15 protein-coding genes are annotated in these 18,442 nt (G+C 37.4%); 6 read left to right on the plus strand and 9 right to left on the minus strand.

The window, feature by feature from the left end; translation table 11 throughout:
- Position 1 precedes the first annotated feature (1 nt).
- Positions 2 to 124, minus strand: a complete 123-nt coding sequence (locus tag V4T18_RS09385) for a hypothetical protein (RefSeq protein ID WP_332648940.1) — start codon at positions 122 to 124, stop codon at positions 2 to 4.
- 238 nt (positions 125 to 362) lie between these two features.
- On the minus strand, positions 363 to 821 hold the full coding sequence (locus V4T18_RS09390) for a chemotaxis protein CheX (RefSeq protein ID WP_332648941.1): 459 nt from the start codon (positions 819 to 821) through the stop codon (positions 363 to 365).
- Positions 822 to 1,101: 280 nt separating this feature from the next.
- Here V4T18_RS09390 and V4T18_RS09395 point away from each other — a divergent pair, with 280 nt between their 5' ends.
- Both V4T18_RS09395 and V4T18_RS09400 read left to right on the plus strand, forming a co-directional pair.
- Positions 1,102 to 4,713: a dynamin family protein gene (locus V4T18_RS09395; RefSeq protein ID WP_332648942.1), complete on the plus strand. Its 3,612-nt coding sequence runs from the start codon at positions 1,102 to 1,104 to the stop codon at positions 4,711 to 4,713.
- Positions 4,714 to 4,725: 12 nt separating this feature from the next.
- Entirely contained in the window at positions 4,726 to 5,526 is an 801-nt protein-coding gene (locus V4T18_RS09400; protein WP_332648943.1) for a sulfurtransferase, read from the plus strand.
- A gap of 53 nt (positions 5,527 to 5,579) precedes the next feature.
- On the opposite strand, the gene V4T18_RS09405 is transcribed toward V4T18_RS09400, so the two are convergent.
- Together V4T18_RS09405 and V4T18_RS09410 are read right to left on the minus strand one after the other, a co-directional pair.
- The gene (locus tag V4T18_RS09405) at positions 5,580 to 6,377 is read right to left on the minus strand and encodes an ABC transporter permease subunit (protein ID WP_332648944.1); all 798 of its coding nucleotides are present in this window, start codon (positions 6,375 to 6,377) and stop codon (positions 5,580 to 5,582) included.
- Positions 6,374 to 7,267: an ABC transporter ATP-binding protein gene (locus V4T18_RS09410; protein ID WP_332648945.1), complete on the minus strand. Its 894-nt coding sequence runs from the start codon at positions 7,265 to 7,267 to the stop codon at positions 6,374 to 6,376. Before V4T18_RS09410 ends, V4T18_RS09405 begins: the two co-directional genes overlap by 4 nt.
- A gap of 343 nt (positions 7,268 to 7,610) precedes the next feature.
- On the opposite strand from V4T18_RS09410, the gene V4T18_RS09415 reads away from it, so the two are divergent.
- Positions 7,611 to 8,414, plus strand: coding sequence for an MBL fold metallo-hydrolase (locus V4T18_RS09415; protein WP_332648946.1), 804 nt, complete (start codon positions 7,611 to 7,613; stop codon positions 8,412 to 8,414).
- A gap of 290 nt (positions 8,415 to 8,704) precedes the next feature.
- Here V4T18_RS09415 and rnz read toward each other — a convergent pair whose 3' ends face one another.
- From rnz to V4T18_RS09430, 3 genes are read right to left on the minus strand one after another with little or no spacing between them, the layout of a single operon-like run.
- Positions 8,705 to 9,643, minus strand: a complete 939-nt coding sequence (gene rnz, locus V4T18_RS09420; protein WP_332648947.1) for a ribonuclease Z — start codon at positions 9,641 to 9,643, stop codon at positions 8,705 to 8,707.
- Between the two features lie 58 nt (positions 9,644 to 9,701).
- Positions 9,702 to 10,520 carry a S1C family serine protease gene (locus V4T18_RS09425; protein WP_332648948.1) on the minus strand — a complete coding sequence of 273 codons (819 nt, stop codon included), beginning with the start codon at positions 10,518 to 10,520 and terminating at the stop codon, positions 9,702 to 9,704.
- Positions 10,521 to 10,579: 59 nt separating this feature from the next.
- The gene (locus tag V4T18_RS09430) at positions 10,580 to 11,314 is read right to left on the minus strand and encodes a sulfite exporter TauE/SafE family protein (RefSeq protein WP_332648949.1); all 735 of its coding nucleotides are present in this window, start codon (positions 11,312 to 11,314) and stop codon (positions 10,580 to 10,582) included.
- Positions 11,315 to 11,782: 468 nt separating this feature from the next.
- On the opposite strand from V4T18_RS09430, the gene V4T18_RS09435 reads away from it, so the two are divergent.
- From V4T18_RS09435 to V4T18_RS09445, 3 genes are all read left to right on the plus strand, one after another.
- On the plus strand, positions 11,783 to 12,991 hold the full coding sequence (locus tag V4T18_RS09435) for an NAD(P)-dependent malic enzyme (protein ID WP_332648950.1): 1,209 nt from the start codon (positions 11,783 to 11,785) through the stop codon (positions 12,989 to 12,991).
- 181 nt (positions 12,992 to 13,172) lie between these two features.
- Positions 13,173 to 14,513 (plus strand): ATP-binding protein, encoded by a 1,341-nt coding sequence (locus V4T18_RS09440; protein ID WP_332648951.1) that lies wholly within the window; start codon positions 13,173 to 13,175, stop codon positions 14,511 to 14,513.
- A complete protein-coding gene (locus tag V4T18_RS09445; RefSeq protein WP_332648952.1) occupies positions 14,506 to 15,225 on the plus strand; it encodes a hypothetical protein in 720 nt (239 codons plus the stop codon). Before V4T18_RS09440 ends, V4T18_RS09445 begins: the two co-directional genes overlap by 8 nt.
- A 51-nt stretch (positions 15,226 to 15,276) precedes the next feature.
- On the opposite strand, the gene pepF is transcribed toward V4T18_RS09445, so the two are convergent.
- Entirely contained in the window at positions 15,277 to 17,079 is a 1,803-nt protein-coding gene (gene pepF / locus V4T18_RS09450) for an oligoendopeptidase F (RefSeq protein ID WP_332648953.1), read from the minus strand.
- Positions 17,080 to 17,384: 305 nt separating this feature from the next.
- The gene (locus V4T18_RS09455) at positions 17,385 to 17,996 is read right to left on the minus strand and encodes a YIP1 family protein (RefSeq protein ID WP_332648954.1); all 612 of its coding nucleotides are present in this window, start codon (positions 17,994 to 17,996) and stop codon (positions 17,385 to 17,387) included.
- Positions 17,997 to 18,442: the final 446 nt, after the last annotated feature.

An 18,442-nucleotide genomic window follows, 5' to 3' on the forward strand; every position in this document is an offset into this window, starting at 1 on the left:
GCTAGAAGCGATCTGTAAATAGGCTGAAGCAATAAGCCCAAATTAAAATGATTACTATACCTACTGCGAAAGTCGCATACAGCGTACCTTTTAGCTCCTCGTCCGATTTTTTCTTGTTTGCCATAATTCTCCCTCCTACTTGTAGATGAAATAGTAGTTCTTGCCTTCATCATATAAAAAATAAAAAACGTAAGATGTGATAAAAATCACAACGAGCATAGGATTTTGTGAAAAAAGTGTGAAAAAAGTGTGAAAAAAGTAAGAGGCTGTGGACTGCTTTTATTCCTATAAAAATAAAAAAACAGCTATTCCATTGTGATGGAATAACTGTTTAGAGTGAATTCTTTTGTTATATGTAAAATTTATTCTTCCTCATCTATCGTTAATAAGATCGTGATATTTCCTGCCGTATCGATACTTGCCGGTAGTCTAAAGGCTGATTGAAAGCCATAAAGCTTTGTATTACCGACCATTACAGTAGGAGGAGTAATATCTAATTCTAATTCGTTTTGCCCAACGTGCGTACATAAATTACCGGCAATCATATTACCAAATTCTCCAGTGAATGATTCAAGCATTTCTCCTTCAAGCGGCATGCCGAACATGGTAGAGCCAATTGCCCCAAATGTAGTAGGGGAACCATCTATAATAATACGACCTTTTAAATCTCCGACTAAGCCGATCAATACACCCATTTCTTGTTGAATAAAGGGCTCAGTAGTTAGGGACGGTGAAGAGATTTCAATATTCATAGGTAAGATGGATTTTAATGCATGGATTGTCCCATTTAAAATTGTTTGAATATGCTTCGACGTACTCATTAGTATGCACCCTCTTCAAGACTTTTTCTTCATCTTAACATGTGTATTATCCTTGTGTACAACTAAAAATCTAAAAGAGGCTAAATTATCACTATATATAATAGGAAGATTCATCAATAGAACTATCGAATTTTGCATTCAATTATTGGAAGATTGCAACGAAAGAAATGACAAAAAAGTTGAAAAATGTAGTTAGAGTCGTTATTTTATAGCCGATTTTACTTAAAACCGTGGTACTATATATTTGTGACAAAATTTAAACAAAGGGGCATTAGAAAGAATGAATGCTTTAGATCAGCAAATTGAACAACTTTTACAACAATCAGCAATTCAATACATAATTTACTCGCAAAATCAGGATGCAGAGCGAATAGAGAAGCTTCATCTTTTTGCGCGCAAGCTACTACAGAAGGAATATGTAATTGGATTTGCAGGTCATTTCTCCGCAGGAAAATCCAGTATGATTAACGCACTGTCAGGAGAAAATATTTTAGCTACAAGTCCAATTCCAACAAGCGCAAATATCGTAAAGGTGCATAAGTCTAATGAAGACTATGCTATTCTCTATTTACATAAGGAGCAACCTGTAAAATTTGAGGCGGGCTATGATATTAAGCAAGTAAAAGAACTAAGTAAGAACGGCGAGCTTGTGTCTCAAATCGAGATTGGTCATAGCTCATCAACGCTACCTTCAGGTGTAACGGTAATGGATACACCCGGTGTTGACTCAACTGATGATGCACATGCAATGAGTACAGAATCTGCCCTTCATATTGCAGATGTTGTATTTTACACAATGGACTATAATCACGTGCAATCAGAGTTAAACTTCCAATTCACAAAACAATTAATGAAATATAACGAGAATGTTTATTTGATTGTTAATCAAATCGACAAGCATCGTGATTCGGAGCTTTCTTTTGAAGAATTTAAGCAATCCGTTCATAATTCTTTTGCTGCTTGGGGTGTGTATCCAAAAGATATTTTCTTTACGTCGTTAAAGCAACAAGATCATCCTCACAATGATTTTATGAAGGTGAAAAAGATTGTGATGGATTCGATGGAAGATTGGCAGGAGCAGCTTGTATTAACAGCCAAAAATACATTAACAAAGCTCCATGATGAGCATGAGGCGTTTTTAGCAGATGAAAAGCAGGATCGCCTTGAAGCGAATGAAGAAATCTTATCGCAGGATGATTGGGCACATCATGAAGATCTTTTAGAGCAATACGATAAGCTGACACTTCAAACAGAGCTATTCTCCTTTGAACAGTGGAATGAAACATTTGAGGAAAAGCGTAAAGATTTATTAGCCAATGCAGCGATTATGCCTGCTGATTTCCGTGATAAATTACGAGGCTATTTAGAATCACGTCAAGAAGGCTTTAAAGTAGGGGGCCTCTTTACTGCGAAACGAAAAACAGAAGAAGAGCGTCAGCGTCGAATCCAAGAAGCAAATGCAACGTTCCAAACGGTTCTTCAATCACAATTAATTGGTCATATTAAATCTTTAATGAAGCAATCATTAAAGGATGTTGGTGCTTTAACTGAGGCGCGAGCTGCCTCTATTGATGAAAGAGATTTTGCTGTACCGTTTTCATTAATTGAGGAGCAGGTGCAAGGCAATGTAATGGTAACCGGAGATGCCGTATTAAATTTCGCCAATCGTGTTGCAGAAGCAACAAAGCGCCACTTTATTCGTGAGACGGATGCATGGAAAAAAGAGCAGGAGTCTGTACTACAGCAAGTAGAATCTGAAGTATCGGCACCAGTCCAACTAAAAATTAACGCTATGAAAGGCAAAATCTCAGCGATTCATCAAATTCGAGAAATGGATGAACGTAAAATATTTAGTGACAAGCAGATGACACAGGCCTCAAAGGAAACAAGAGCAGCAGCCAAAACACAATTTGCAAATTGGCAGACGGATTATGAAAAAGCCTTATCTGAAATTCGTCCGTTCAATGAGTCGATGTTATTGCCAAAAGAGGAAGCTACTTTTGAAATGGAGCAGCAGCAGGAAGTAGCAGCTAGTAGCTCACACAACTCTGAGATAGTTGCAGCCAATGCAATGAAAACAGCACAGGCAGTTGGCAATGTCCAAGGCTTTAAAGAAGTTGCAAGCTTCCTAACGAAAAAAGTCGAGCGCCTACAGAAGAAGGATTTTACAATCGCTTTATTCGGAGCGTTTAGTGCGGGGAAATCCAGCTTTTCCAATGCACTTATGGGCTCGAGGGTATTACCTGTATCACCAAATCCAACGACAGCAGCTATTAATAAGATTCGCCCAGTAACACCTGAGCATCCGCATGAAACAGCAGATGTAAGATTAAAAACAGATAGACAGTTATTAGAGGATATTAGAGCATCCTATGAGGCGATCGGACTGAATGTATCTTCATTACAGGAAGCATTTGACCGAGCACAAGAAGGACTTGATGTTAGTCTGTCTGATGAACGACTTAATGTTCATAAATCATTTATTCGCGCCTACAGCGAAGGCTTTAATGAATTTAAGGATCAGCTTGGCACAATTCTTCGTGTAAACCGCGAAGATTTTGAAAAATTTGTAGCACAGGAAAATCGTTCGTGCTTTGTTGATAATATCGATTTCTATTTTGATTCACCACTAACACGAATGGGTGTCACACTTGTAGATACACCAGGGGCAGACTCAATTAATGCACGTCATACGGGCGTAGCGTTCGATTATATCCGAAATGCAGATGCGATTCTTTTCATTACGTATTATAATCATGCATTTGCAAAAGCAGACCGTGAGTTTTTAATTCAGCTTGGACGCGTTAAAGATGCATTTGAGCTTGATAAAATGTTCTTTGTTGTCAATGCAATTGACCTAGCTTCTACTGAAGAAGAGGCAGATGAAGTGAAAAATTACGTACGTTCAGAGCTGCAACGCTTTGGAATTCGATTCCCGCGTCTTTATGGTGTATCTAGTTTACAAGCTCTTAAAGAAAAACAAGAAGGGGCAGAGCTTCAATCAGGCATTGCACCATTTGAAGAGGCTTTCCATCACTTCTTAAATGAGGAGCTAATGGGGATTGCTGTGCAGGCTCTAAATGAAGAAGTAGAAAAAACACATGCTCGACTTCATGATTTAATTCAGCAAACGGAAGACAATTTAAAGCGAAAAGATGAGCGTTTAGCAGAACTACAACAGCTTGAGCAGCATGTACGAAATCAGTATCAGTTAAGCAACACAGCAATGCTGGAGAAGGATTCGAAACAGGAATTAGAGGAGTTATTATACTACGTTATGCAACGTGTTTATTATCGTTATCCTGACTTCTTCCGTGAAAGCTATAACCCTTCTACGTTTGCACAGCTTCCAACACAGCAAGCGCTTGATACAGCTTTAAAGGAAGTGTTACATGCACTAAGCTTTGATTTTACACAGGAGCTGCGTGTGACGAATTTCCGCTTAGCACAATTCGTGCAAAAGCAAATGAAGGAACGCTTTAAGGAAGGGGCGCAAGCTCTAAAAGAATTGAACCATAGCTTCTCATTTATGGCGTACGAACCAGGAGAGCCAAGTATTTTAGATTTCACAGGACTATTTGCAGATCGAGAAAAATATGCAAGTGTAAAATCCTACTATAAAAATCAAAAAGCGTTTTTCGAGAAAAATGAAAAAGAGCAATTAAAAGAAGCGTTAGAGGGCTTAACGAAGCCGGATGCGCAAGGTTATATAGAGCAGGAGAAAAAGCGTCTTGAAGATTGGGCAAACGGATTTATCACAACTGAGGCTGAATCCCTTCGTTTACACCTTCTAGATCAAGCAATCGAGCAAATTGAAACGGAGCGATTATTACTTCAGGAGGAAAGTCGATTAGCCTCATGGAAGGATATTTATGCACAGCTTCAAGCATAAGGAGTGGTTTCAATGACAAAGGTTTTTGTAACTGTAGATGAAATTCAAGTACCCGCACGTTTTATTGATGCGCGTTTCAATTTATCAGATTCGAAGCGCGGTCAAGCTCTTTACAATGAAGAGCATATAAAAGGTGCAGTATATTTTGATTTAGAGCAGCATTTATCGGATATGACAAAGAAGGCAGGACGTCATCCGATGCCTGAAAAAGAAAAGCTCATTGATTTATTTGAGTCTGTTGGGCTAGCGTTAAAGGATACTGTTTATGTTTATGACCAGGGCGGGACACCGTTTGCTACTCGTGCCTGGTGGATGCTATCCTATGCAGGATTTAAAAAGGTCTATATCGTCAATGGTGGCTTCACGGCTTTAAAGGAAGCTGGTTTGGAAACTGAGACCGGTACAGTGAGCTATGATCGGTCTACAATTATTCCACAGTGGAATGAGGAGTCCTATGCAAGTCGGGAATATGTAAAGGCAATTACAATAGGGGAGACGGACGCCCTATTATTAGATGCCCGAGCCGCTGCAAGATACCGAGGTGAAATGGAGCCGCTTGATCCGATTGCTGGGCATATTCCAACTGCACAAAATTTTGATTGGGAGCAAGTGAAGCAAGGCAACACACTAGCACCAACCGAAGCGCTGCTACAAGCCGTACCAAAAGAAGATGAAATCGTTGTGTACTGTGGATCGGGTGTCACTGCCTCTCCGTTATATGCGGTATTAAAGGAAGCCGGCTACAAAAAAGTCCGCCTTTATGTCGGGAGCTATAGCGACTGGATTACAGAGCATGATGTGGAAAAAGGGTAATAGGAAAAAGGCTGTCGTTCTAAGGCAGCCTTTTGCTTTATCAATGATAGTCTCTACAAATTTAAATCCCTTTTCACAAAAATTCGAATGGCAAGCCCATAAAAGATAATGCCTATGATAACTAATACAGCACATAGCCAAAGTGCTTGCGAATCATTGGCAAGAATTTGCTCAGGCGAATAGAGTGAAAAAATTGTAGCATATTTTAAATCCTCTAGTTTTCCACCGATATTGGCTAACGCCTGAATTAAATAAAAGCCTACTGGTATAGCGATACTAAGTCCGTAAGACATCTGAGAATCTTTGCTTGAGCAGGAGATGAAAAAGCACATACTACTTATAGCAAAATGTAAACAAAATAGCCCAGCATTTAAAAGCAGCAATGAATTTATTTCTAGCTCTTCTGGGAAAAGGGCTGCGATCGTGATGATTTCAATAAGTGTAGTTAACGAAATTAATAAAAACAGACTAAAAACAAGAACAATCGCTTGTGTCGTTACAATTTTTTTTCGAGTATTAGGTGTTGCTAATAAGTAAGCCATGGAGCCATTATCGATATAGCTCATAATTAATCGGTTTGCTAACATAATGATAAAAACGAGTGGTAGTAATAGTAGCAGCATGCCATATAAATAAGTGGAAATAAATTCGGTCAAGGTTGAGCCGAAGTCACTTATTCCAAAGGCGGCCATCATTTCGGGCATCATTGCTGCAAATTGGTCCAGCATTTCGGAAGTTTTTGGGTCATACATATACACAATACTTATGACATACAGCGATATTACGGAAATAATGATGATGAAAATCCTGCTCATCGATTTTATTTCCTTTAAAAATAACGGAAGGTTCATAGAGGATTTCCTCCATCCTTATAATAATCTAAAAATACTTCTTCAAGCGATTGAGTAACGACATCTAACGCTTTCACGTCATAGTTCGCTAGGCATTTAATAAAAGCTTGAATATTTCCTTGAATTTGTACCGAGATATCCAAACTTGATATAGGTGAACTAATAAAATCCTCCTGTATAAAACGGGAAGCCTGCTTTTCATCCCCAAAAGTAACGACATATTTCTTTATTTTCCGTTCCTTTAAATCACTTACCTTATCGACAGCCACAAGCTTACCTTTCGAAATAATCGCTACACGGTCACATGTTTTTTCTACTTCTTCAATCATATGTGAGGACATAAAAACAGTTGTCCCTCGCTTTTTTTCCTCTAAAATAAACTCGATAAATTTTGTTTGCATTAAAGGATCAAGTCCGCTCGTAGGCTCATCTAAAATAACAATTTCTGGTTTATGCATAAAAGCACATACAAGACCGACCTTTTGCTTCATCCCTTTTGACATTTTTCGAATAGAGCGAGAAGGATCTAGCTCAAAAAAATGAATAAGCTCCTCTGCTCGGGAAAAATCCTGAAGTCCTTTCATTTTTCCAATAAATTGAATAAACTGAGTGCCGGTCATTTTATCAAAAAATGCAATTTCTCCTGGTAAATAGCCAATCTTTTTTTGAATTTCTGCAGCATCTTTAAGACAATCTAGCCCGTTCATTGAGCAGGTGCCCTCTGTCGGACGGATAAACCCCATTAAATGCCGAATGGTCGTTGATTTTCCCGCCCCATTTGGACCTAAAAAACCAAAAATTTCTCCGTGCTCGATTTGTAAATGGATGTCTTGAATGCTTGTAAAATCGCCGAATTTTTTAGTTAATTGATTAATTTCAATTGCAAACATAAAAGACCTCGTTTCTTTTTTCTTCTATTATAACGTATACAAAAAGGGTTTTGTTAAATTATTCCTATGATATTGCAGACGTTGTTGTTTCTTTTGTGAGAGGTTAGCGCCTTTTAGCTCAAAAGTAATTTTAGTTGCCTCGTCTCGCAAGGATTAAATCACGTTGTAAGAATGGGGAATGGACTTTAATTTTAAATATATTGACGAAGAAAATAAAATTGATTAAGTAAATGAGGAGTAAATTAACAGTCATTATGCATACATAGAATCTCAATGGTGAATACCTATTCATTTTATGTTAAATTATAGAAAAGTTATACTATTTCTGCTTAGAGGGGGTATTTTGTTGTTTAAGAAGAATTTTGAAAAAGGGCAAATTTCAGGTGTGCATTTTGGAAATGGAAAAAATGTATTTCGAAATATACGATTAAATGTGTATAGCTTTGTAGCGGATGGTGTACTAATTGATACAGGTAGTGCCTCTTTAAGAAACTATTTCATTCCATATTTTGATGAACATAGGATTGAGCAAGTTGTTCTTACACATTATCACGAGGATCATACAGGAGGTGCGGCATACTTAGCGGAGAAGGGCATTCCTATTTATATGAACGATATAATGCGAAGCTATTGTATGAAAGAAGCGGATTATCCTTTTTATCGAAAAATTTTCTGGGGAAAAAGGGAGCCGTTCGAGGCCCAGCCGATTGGACAAACATTTCAGTCAAACTCTGCAACGTGGGATGTGATTGAAACACCTGGTCATGCTGTAGATCATCTCGCCTTTTTAAATCGAGAGACAGGTCAGCTTTTTACAGGAGATTTATATGTGATGCCAAAAACAAAGGTAATTTTAAAGGAGGAGAGTATTCCGACGATCATATCTTCATTAGAAAAAGTGCTAACGTATGATTTCGATGAAATGTTTTGTTGTCATGCTGGCTACGTAAAGGATGGACGAAAAGCACTTGTAAATAAACATGATTTTTTATTAACTCTACAAGATCAAGTAATCACATTAAATAAAGAGGGATACAGCAATAAAGAAATTGCTAATGAATTATTTACAAAAAAATATCCGATTAGTCGCATTTCTTTCGGAGAATGGGATTCGATGCATATAATAAACTCAATTTTAAAGGGATAGTCTCGATGATTCTCCGTACTAAAGATAATCATTTTGCTAGTACTCAAACTGTAAAAAACTAATTATCATTGCATAAAATCGGCAAGCCTCGTCACTTCGCTCCTTTACCGCTGTACCATCAAATGTATTTCAGCGACAGAAGTCTAACGTGTCCAGGCTTGCCTTTTATTTCAGTGTATGATTAATAACTTTTGTCTCAGCATTTAAAGATATAGATTACATTTTTATATCGTATCTAATAGTAAAAAATCTTTTTGTTTCACTCGAAGCGATTTCATTATAATTGCACGTTAGCCTTCCGTTAATCGATTGTTTTTGAAATCGAATGTTTGTAAATCATGGGCCACAAATGTATTTGCAAAAATTGTTCGACTTTCAGCGAGTAATGCCTCGACCTCATGTTTTAAAAATCTAGCACTAATATGCGTCATAATTAAATTTTTAGCGTTTGCCTTCGTCGCAACATGGGCTGCCTCCATATTTGTGGAATGCCCATAGCTTGCTGCTAAATTTGTTGTCGAATGATTGAAAGTTGCTTCATGCACTACAATATCAGCATTCTCACTTAGTTTAATGGCTGAATTCGAATATTTCGTATCACCTAAAATGGTAACGATAAATCCTTTTTGTGGAAGTGTGACAACATCGGCACTCCTAACAACAGTACCATCATCCAGTGTAACATCGGAACCGTTTTTAAGCTGACGGTACAGTGGACCTTTTGGAACTCCTAGCTCTTGGACTTTTTCTATCAGTAACCTACCAGGCAAATCCTTTTGCAAGATTCGATAGCCGAAGCATTCAATCGTATGCTCTAATTTGTCGGCTAGAACAAGAAAATTCTCATCCTCATAAATAACACCTGAATCTATTTCGACAAATATCACCGGATACGTTAAATGGGTTTTCGATACACCAAGGGCTGCTTCTACATATTGCTGTAATCCGGCAGGGCCGAAAATCGTAAGCGCTGAATCGCCTCCTAAAAAAGAACGAGAGCTTAAAAAACCGGGCAAGCCAAAAATATGATCACCATGTAAATGAGTAATGAAAATTTTATCGATTCTTCTAGGTCTAATAGAAGTGTTCAGTATTTGATGCTGCGTTGCTTCTCCACAATCAAATAGCCAGATGCTACCAATTTCGTCTAATAGCTTTAAGGCAATTGCAGTCACATTACGTTCTTTGGACGGCATGCCAGCACCCGTACCTAAAAATTGAATTTGCATACTATCCCTCATTTCTGTTTTAGCATTATATCATATAGAGCTAGTCGGATAACGTACACTAAGGTCGATCCTCTGATGCATACTGGTGAAAGTATTCGACCGGTACGAAAAGTCCAACCTTCCCATGCTCCTCATTTTTTAACGTTGCAAATACAATACCTAAGACTGAGCCATCCGAAGCAATGACAGGGCTACCGCTATTCCCCTTGTAAACAGGCGCTTTCATCATCATAACGGGTTCATTCCAGTCCTCAAGTTGTATTGACTCAAGTATTGTTCCTTCGTTCGCAATTCCGGTGAAATACAATGGATTACCTATAAACGTTACTTGCTCTTGGGCAGTGGAGCTATAGGAATCGGCTAGCTTTAAATAGGGTAATTCTTCTCCTTCCACTTTTAGTACGGCTAAGTCTATAGAAGGGAAGCTTTCAATGATTTCTGCTTCGTATATTCCGTGGTCTGGAAATACAACCGTTAAGCGAGTCGCATCATCTATCACATGCTCATTTGTTAATATGTATCCATCCTCTGAAATTGCAAAGCCTGTTCCTTTGCTATCGTGGGTTGAAATTTCAACAACAGCTTTTTTATATGTTTGTATATCCTCCTGTAAGGATAGCTTTGAGGATATTTTTAAAAACTCAATTGCAGGAATAGAGTAAATTTGAAAGATTAAGCCGAAAGTATTGAATAGAAGGACAAGTGCAATAATCCAAACAGTCACTCGAACGGTCCGTCGTTTCTTTTTTTGCTGCTGTGTCCCTTGAAGCCTTTGTTGTCTTTCTTCCTCTAATGCCTTTTCCTGCTCCTGTAAAACGAGCTCAAGAAACGCTTCATCTTCTTGTTTTGCTTGAGATGCCTCTTTCCAATCTGTCATTGTGCTTCCTCCCTAATTTAAATACAGAGTAGAGTCGGGAAAACGTCACTTTAAGGTTGTTACTTCACGAAGTAATCAATAGCAAGCTGAATAATGAGAATGGCTGTTATCAATCTTAGTAAGTATTTGGCTTGTTGAGCGCTAATTTTTCTTGCGAGTAGGATACCTAGCTGAGAACCCAATATAGAGCCTGCTGCTAATGACAACGTTTCTACCCATAAGATTTGCCCGGATGAAACATACATAATTGCTGCACCAAAGCAAGTAGCAAAAATTCCTATTCGACCTAATACAACAGCCTTCATATAGGCAATTTTTTCATTTGCGTAAATATAAAGGAGTAGGGTTCCACTTCCAGGCCCAAATAAGCCATCATACATACCGACACTAACTAGAAGTGCGGCTGTTTTTTTTCTAATCGTTAGCTGTAAGTTCTCTCCGAAATCGGTTTTTCCTAAAAAAGAAAGGATAAAGGCGAAAAATAAAAACAGTATAGCTATAAAGGTTAACTCATCTCCACTAAATAGTGAAGCAAGTTCACCACCAATCAAGCCACCGATAAAGCAGAGTAAGAGTATAGGCGTTACTTCTATTAAAGTTACTTCTTTTCGTTTAAATACAGAGTAAAAATTAGATAGGGTGCTTAGTGTATTTGATACTTTATTTGCCCCGATAGCAGAATGGACAGGCATACCGATCAACAGCATCGTAGGTAAACTAATTAAGCCACCGCCTCCAGCAAGTGTGCCAATCACATTCGCAATAAATCCAATACAAAACAATAATACTAACATAAAAGACCTTCTTTCAATGCGATTAACAGTTTAACCTTACACGATTTTACGAGCGGGTGAAATAAGGATGAACAAGTTGCTGGAATATGCTACAGAAGTACGTTATAAATGTGAACAAATTGTGTCATTGTGCAGGATTTAACATACTTTCCCCTTACGAAGTTTGTGAAAGAATTCATATATTGAGTAAGAAAACGAAACGTGTATAAATTCACAAAAAATCTAGTGATATATCAAAGTTGAAAAAATGTAAGTGCTTTCTTTAATTATATTAATATAATTAAAGTTGTGAGATAATTGGTGTTTTTGAATTTGTGAATTTGTGAGCATTTGACGTAATATCAAGCTTTTTCGAGAAAAAATTAATTTTTTCATAAATTATTAATATTATTGTTGACTTTATTTCGTTGAAGCAATATGATACTGGAATATAAAGAAAAATACTGATTTCTCGAAAGGGTGACGTAAATGGACTTGATGAAAAAGTCGTTAGAAATGCATGAACATTACGGTGGAAAAATGGAAATCCGGTCGAAGGTGCCAGTGCAAGATAAGTATGATTTAAGTTTAGCTTATTCTCCTGGGGTAGCAGCACCGTGTCTAGAAATTGAGCGAAATCCTTCACTTGTGTATGACTACACTATGAAAGGGAATTTAGTAGCTGTAGTAACAGATGGCACTGCTGTTCTAGGTTTAGGGGATATCGGTCCAGAAGCAGCCTTACCTGTAATGGAAGGGAAAGCGTTATTATTAAAGCGCTTTGCGAATGTTGATGCTGTGCCAGTTTGTTTAGCTACGAAAGATGTAGATGAAATTGTAAATATCGTAAAAGCGATTTCACCAACATACGGTGGGATTAACTTAGAGGATATTTCTGCTCCGCGATGCTTTGAAATTGAAGACCGTTTACGTGCAGAATGTAATATTCCAGTATTCCATGATGATCAACATGGCACAGCCATCGTAGTAGGTGCAGGACTAATCAATGCAAATAAAATCATCGGCAAAGAAGTAGAAACGATGAAGGTTGTTATTAATGGTGCTGGTGCTGCAGGTATTGCGATCTTACGAATTTTACTTCAAATGGGTTATAAAAATGTAGTAATGTGTGATACAAAAGGAATTATTTATGAGGGACGTCAAGAAGGTATGAACCCGATTAAGGATGGTATTGCCCATCTAACAAACCCAGAAGGCTTACGAGGCAGTTTAGATGATGCTTTAGTAGGTGCAGATGTATTTATCGGTGTATCGGTTGCGAATCTTTTAACGGAATCACATATTAAATCGATGGCAGATGATCCGATTGTCTTTGCACTGGCAAATCCAAACCCAGAAATTACACCGGCTAATGCAAAAGCTTGGGGTGTGCGTATTATCGGAACTGGTCGCTCAGATTATGCAAATCAAATTAACAATATGTTAGCCTTCCCTGGAATCTTCCGTGGAGCGTTAGATGTTCGTGCTACTGATATTAATGAAGCAATGAAGCTAGCTGCAGTTGAAGCAATTGCCTCCCTTGTGACAGAAGAAGAGCTAAATGAGGAATTTATCGTTCCAAGCTCAATGGATGAGCGAGTAGCAGGGGTTGTAGCGAAAGCTGTGGGATCAGCGGCGATTGACTCAGGTGTATCAGAACTATTTAATCAAACGATAAAAGATACTCTAGCGATTTAATACGAATATATAAGTCTGAAATTTCAAAAAATATAAACAAAAAAGAGAAAAAATGAGTTGAGGAGCCTATCTTTAGCATGAGCTGAAGATAGGTTTTTTACGTTTCAAAAAAATATCCGCTTTAATTAGGTTATATTTTGATTTGTTTTTATGAATAATATGACCAAAGTGAGGTGCACCTATGGAATCGGTAGTGAAAGTACAAAGAGTGAAAATCCGTAATTTGAAAAATGTCCGAAACGGGGAAATTACTATTTCGAATAGCTTTATCAATCTTAATAGGTCGAATGTGATGGGCATATACGGGCAAAATGGTTCTGGAAAAACAACTGTCATACTAGCATTTGAACTATTAAAAATACTTATTTCAAGCTGGAAAAGTTCAAATAAATTGCCTAGTAATGATGAGAAAATGATTCATATTGACGGTGAATGTGCCTCATTAGAATTTGAGTTTTTAGTTAGTAATTCGTTTGGACAATATTTTTTAACTTATTATGTTGAGTTAAAGGAAGGGGAAAAATATTTATATCCAGTAGCTGAAAAAATAACGTATCGAGAAAATATTCGAGGGAAGCGTAAAAAGGTGCTAATAGTAAAAGAAAACGATGATGTTCAAATCCGTACTATAGCTATGAAATCCTTGAAAGAATCTGCTCGTGTCCGTGTTATGGTCGTAAATGAGCTCAGTAAAAGGGAAAACAAATCTTTTATCTTTCATAAAGAATTGAAAAAAACCTTAATCGACCATTTAACAGAAGAAGAAATAACACTACTAGAAAATATAGCGATTGATTTTAATCGGAATCTACATGTGATCAATAATAAAAAGACGGGGCTTATTATGACAAGCTACATCATGCCGTTAAGTGTTCATTTGGATACTAAACGAGGAGAAATTGCTTATGATTTAGTGCAGCCAGCATTACTGCCAAAAAACCGATTTATTACGATTTGCGAAGTTGTGGAGCAAACTAATAGTGTATTATCGACGATCATTCCAGGGTTAGCCATAAAAGTACAAAAAATTACAGAGCAAATGCTCGATAATGGGGATGTAGGTGTTCGATTTGAATTTTTATCGCAACGAGGGGATCGCCTTCTCCCATTACGTACGGAATCAGAGGGAATATTAAAAATAATATCCGTCTTAAGTGCTTTAGTTGCAGTATATAACAAACCAGCTGCATGTGTGCTAATCGATGAATTAGATTCAGGTGTTTTTGAGTATTTGCTTGGCGAGCTGCTAGGAATTATAGAAGAGAACGGGAAGGGGCAGCTTTTTTTCACCTCCCATAATTTACGTATACTTGAGGTGCTACCAATAGGGAATCTTTGGTTTACAACCGCTAATGAAAATAATCGATACTTGCAGTTAAAGGGGATGAAAACAATTACTAATACAAGAGATATGTATTTACGTGCAATTCAAGTTGGTGGACAAGATGAACGAATATATGAAGAAACAAGTTTGTTCCAAATGAAACGCGCATTTAGAAAAGCGGGGAAGCCAAATGAGTAAAAAGGTGATTTTAATAATTGTTGAGGGGCATACAGAGGAAGAGGTGTTTTATGATTTTTTACAAGAACGTTACAATAATGAAGAAATACGAATAGATGTCCAAAAGGGAGATATTTTAAGCGATTGGAATAACCATAATATTAATAAAAAAGTGGGTAAGATTATAAAGCAATATTTAACAAAGTATCGACTGCTCCCGCAGGATTTACTAGCTGTTGTTCATTTTACAGATACAGATGGCTGCTTTATTCCAAAAGATGGTGTTGTCATTTCACCCCAACATACAGAAAATCTCACCTATTCGAATGAAGCAATTTATGTTGTTGATGAGGATAAAAAACAAAAAATTGAGCAGCGTAATAAATTGAAGGCAATTAATGTGAAGAAATTAGCTGAAAATGAAATATTTTCTATAAATAGAATAAAAATACCATATTCGATATTTTATTTTTCAACAAATTTGGATCATCTGCTTTGGAATGAACGCAATGAATTTCGAGATGAAAAAATGGAGCGGGCAGAGTTTTTTATGAAAAATTTAAAAATCCCTTTAGAGCAATTTTTAAGGCAGTTTTCAAAAATAGAAGAAAACTTCTCTTATAGGGAGAAATTAACATTAAGCTGGGAGTATGTAATGGAGCGTTATAATTCCTTACAACGATGTACAAACGTACCACTTATGTTTGACATGATCGATAGAGTAAGAAAATAAAGGCTATGCAAAGTGACCAATTAGCATTTTGCATAGCCAGTGTTGTGTGATTTATCTATTTATTTCATCTGTTAATGCTTCTAATTCATCTATTAAGCTACCGATATAGGCGATTGTGTCACGTAAAGGTTGTTCAGTCGTAATATCAACTCCAGCATGCTGTGCAAGCTCGGTAGGTGATTTCGTGCCGCCCATTTTTAATACATCTATCCAATCTGCAACGGCCTTCTCACCCTCGTTTAAAATACGCTGTGCCACTTGTGTTGAAATGGTTAAACCAGCAGAGTAAGTGTATGGATATAGGCCCATATAGTAATGTGGCTGACGCATCCAAGTTAGTTCAGCACCTTCGCTAATTGTAACGGCATCACCCCAGAACTCCTCAAGCACCCCTCGCTTTAATTCGTTCAATTTTGGTGCATTTACAGACCCGCCCTCATCAATAATCTCGTATACTTTACGTTGATAGGCTGCCTCTAACAGATGCGTTACAAAATTATGGTAGTACGTACGAGAAATAATCGTAGAAATGACCCAACGTTTAAAGCGGGCATCCGTAGAATTTTTCAGTAAATAATTTGCCATTAGCATTTCATTCATTGTTGACGGCGCTTCAATAAAGTAGAGTGATGGGCGTGCATTGAAAATGTTTTGCTCCGCGTTTGCCAAATAAAAATGGCCTGCATGACCTAATTCATGAGCTAACACAAACACTTCATTCATTCGACTCGTCCAAGAGATTAAAATGTAAGGGTGGTAACCATACGGACTTGAACAAAACGCACCTGTTGATTTACCTTCATTTTGTGCAAAATCAATCCAGTGTTCATGGAATGCGCGGTCAAGCATTTTCACATAATCCTCACCCATTACGGATAATCCATCCTTCATATACTGACGAGACTGTTCGACTGTAATTGTTGGTTCGTAGGAAGGATCCAAGGAAATCTTCAAATCTGCAAAAGTCATTTCCTCTAAATTGTGTGTCTTCTGTAAGAGCTTTGCATAACGTCTCATATGAGGTGCTAGCTCCGACATAATTAAATCAATTTGGCGATCATAAAGAGTTCTGTCAACCTCTTGTGATTGCAATAAATAGTCAAAGATAGAAGAATAGCCACGTAAGTCTGCCTCTGTTTTTTCAACTTTTAAATGCATATCATACGTCTTAGCTGTAGTATTTTCATAATCCCGTAGCTTTTTAGAAAATGCATAAAATGCTTCTCGGCGAACCGCTGTATTCGTTTCTAGCTCCCAATCACCTTCAAATAGGTTATAGCTAAGTGGATAGCTTTCTCCAGCTACCTCGAAATTAGGGAATTTCATATCTACTAGTTTAGTTGTATTATATAGTCCGTATGGTGCATGCAATGTCGTACTAAAAGCGGCTAATGCTTTTTCAGCTTCGGGATGGAGCTGATACGGCTTTTGACGTAATAATTTATTTATGAAATTTTTGTAATCTGGTGATTGTTCAGCAATAGTTTGCAGTGTGCTTTCATCTAACAGTAGTAGCTCGCTGTTAATAAATGAAAGCTGAGCACGAATGGAGGCTTGTAGTTGACCTACCTTTGCAGAGCGCATTTGCTCTGAACTGTTTGTTTGGTCAACGTTTAAAGAAAGACTAGCATACGTACCAATTGGGACAAGTTCTTTAAAAATCGATTCGTATGCAGAAATCGCTTCAATGGCAGACGTACTATCGATAATATTCCCCTTGAATTGAGATTCTATCTTTGATGATAAAGCTTTCACGGTTTCGATTGCAGCTTGGAATGCCTGTTCAGAAGAGAATAAATCCTCCAAATTCCATGTTTCTTCTATACTGACACTTTGTCGTTTTCTTATAGACATAGAAATCCTCCTTAGTTATTACGATTTTCGAAATAAATTGTATCACAAATTAGAATTTTCCGAAAGAACAGAGGTCAAAAAAACACCTATTATGAAATAGGTGCCAGATTGTAGTCAAACTCATATAAATTTGACTTTGCTCACAGTCTTAAAAACTAGTAAGAAACCGTTGTTTTCCGTTGCATGCGCTCCGTTTCTGCATGCACGGCGCTCACCCACGAAAAGCGGAGTGGCAGGGCTTGCAGATTTCTAAGTAAATGCTTTGTCTACAGCCTGACGCATATTAGGAAATTAGCGATTCGTCATTAGAATGTACCTACGACGGCTATGAAAAAGACTGTAAAGACAAGTAATGCGACAAAAAGTAAGATTATTAATACAACAGCAGGTAAAATAACCGAAAAGAACGCACGCCAATTAGAGAAGTGGTGGGCTTCAGCAACACCGGCAATGTTGATTACAATTGTAAAAACAGCCGGAATTAAAGAAATCATAGCAGACAGTAAGATTAAGCCAATATTAAAATCAGAATACAAGTAAAAATAGCTGTCAGGGTCCATTACCATCCATCCTAAATAAAGTGGAATAATGAGGATATAAGGTATATAGCCTAATGAAAGAGCTTTGAAAACATCAAAAAAACTACCTGTACCTTTCAATAGCCGTCCCATTAAATAAGTAATTCCTGCAAAAATGAACGCGCCAATAATGCCTATAATTGGCGAAAAAATAATGGTAGCTATAACAATCGTTCCAGCTGACAAATTAGGATAAAGATTTGAATCAGTTAAACTACTTGCAATGGATCCTATAAAGCCTAAAGAAATTAATAACAACGAATAGGCAATAGACTTATGTTCGATTACATATCGAGCTGTTTGTTTTGGGTGTAACCAAACCGAAATCAGTGGATTCAAAAAAATCACCTCATAATATAGTATTTTCTCATTCTACTAGTTAAACATGTATTGCTCGTAATGTAAAATGGGTTATTTAAGGATAAGGAATCTTGTATAGAGTAGCTTGAAATTTCGGGAAATTAAACTGGGATAGGGTAGAAGGTAATCTCTTTCAAAGAAATTGCACAGTGAAAGAAATTGCACATAGAGTAAAAAAAGGCTGAGTCATAAGTAAAGATATTATTGAAATCGGTGAAATACTGCAATAAGAATCCGCTACTTTATAAATTGATTGTAGAGGAGAGGAGAGTGTAGCTGTCGGCTGCCCGTTTCGCTACAGAGCAATGTTTTGTGCGACGAAAGCATAGCGTCAGGAGCAATGTTTTGTGCGACGAAAGCGTAGCGTCAGGAGCAATGTTTTGTGCGACGAAAGCATAGCGTCAGGAGCAATGTTTTGTGCGACG

It is taken from the genome of Lysinibacillus sp. 54212 (genome assembly GCF_036662795.1).
Taxonomy (GTDB): domain Bacteria; phylum Bacillota; class Bacilli; order Bacillales_A; family Planococcaceae; genus Lysinibacillus_B.

What these genes read in the sequence shown, in the direction of transcription:
- V4T18_RS09385 (WP_332648940.1), bottom strand. Translation starts at nt 124, where the DNA reads ATGGCAAACAAGAAAAAATCGGACGAGGAGCTAAAAGGTACGCTGTAT.
- V4T18_RS09390 (WP_332648941.1), bottom strand. Translation starts at nt 821, where the DNA reads ATGAGTACGTCGAAGCATATTCAAACAATTTTAAATGGGACAATCCAT.
- V4T18_RS09395 (WP_332648942.1), top strand. Translation starts at nt 1,102, where the DNA reads ATGAATGCTTTAGATCAGCAAATTGAACAACTTTTACAACAATCAGCA.
- V4T18_RS09400 (WP_332648943.1), top strand. Translation starts at nt 4,726, where the DNA reads ATGACAAAGGTTTTTGTAACTGTAGATGAAATTCAAGTACCCGCACGT.
- V4T18_RS09405 (WP_332648944.1), bottom strand. Translation starts at nt 6,377, where the DNA reads ATGAACCTTCCGTTATTTTTAAAGGAAATAAAATCGATGAGCAGGATT.
- V4T18_RS09410 (WP_332648945.1), bottom strand. Translation starts at nt 7,267, where the DNA reads ATGTTTGCAATTGAAATTAATCAATTAACTAAAAAATTCGGCGATTTT.
- rnz (WP_332648947.1), bottom strand. Translation starts at nt 9,643, where the DNA reads ATGCAAATTCAATTTTTAGGTACGGGTGCTGGCATGCCGTCCAAAGAA.
- V4T18_RS09425 (WP_332648948.1), bottom strand. Translation starts at nt 10,520, where the DNA reads ATGACAGATTGGAAAGAGGCATCTCAAGCAAAACAAGAAGATGAAGCG.
- V4T18_RS09430 (WP_332648949.1), bottom strand. Translation starts at nt 11,314, where the DNA reads ATGTTAGTATTATTGTTTTGTATTGGATTTATTGCGAATGTGATTGGC.
- V4T18_RS09435 (WP_332648950.1), top strand. Translation starts at nt 11,783, where the DNA reads ATGGACTTGATGAAAAAGTCGTTAGAAATGCATGAACATTACGGTGGA.
- V4T18_RS09440 (WP_332648951.1), top strand. Translation starts at nt 13,173, where the DNA reads ATGGAATCGGTAGTGAAAGTACAAAGAGTGAAAATCCGTAATTTGAAA.
- V4T18_RS09445 (WP_332648952.1), top strand. Translation starts at nt 14,506, where the DNA reads ATGAGTAAAAAGGTGATTTTAATAATTGTTGAGGGGCATACAGAGGAA.
- pepF (WP_332648953.1), bottom strand. Translation starts at nt 17,079, where the DNA reads ATGTCTATAAGAAAACGACAAAGTGTCAGTATAGAAGAAACATGGAAT.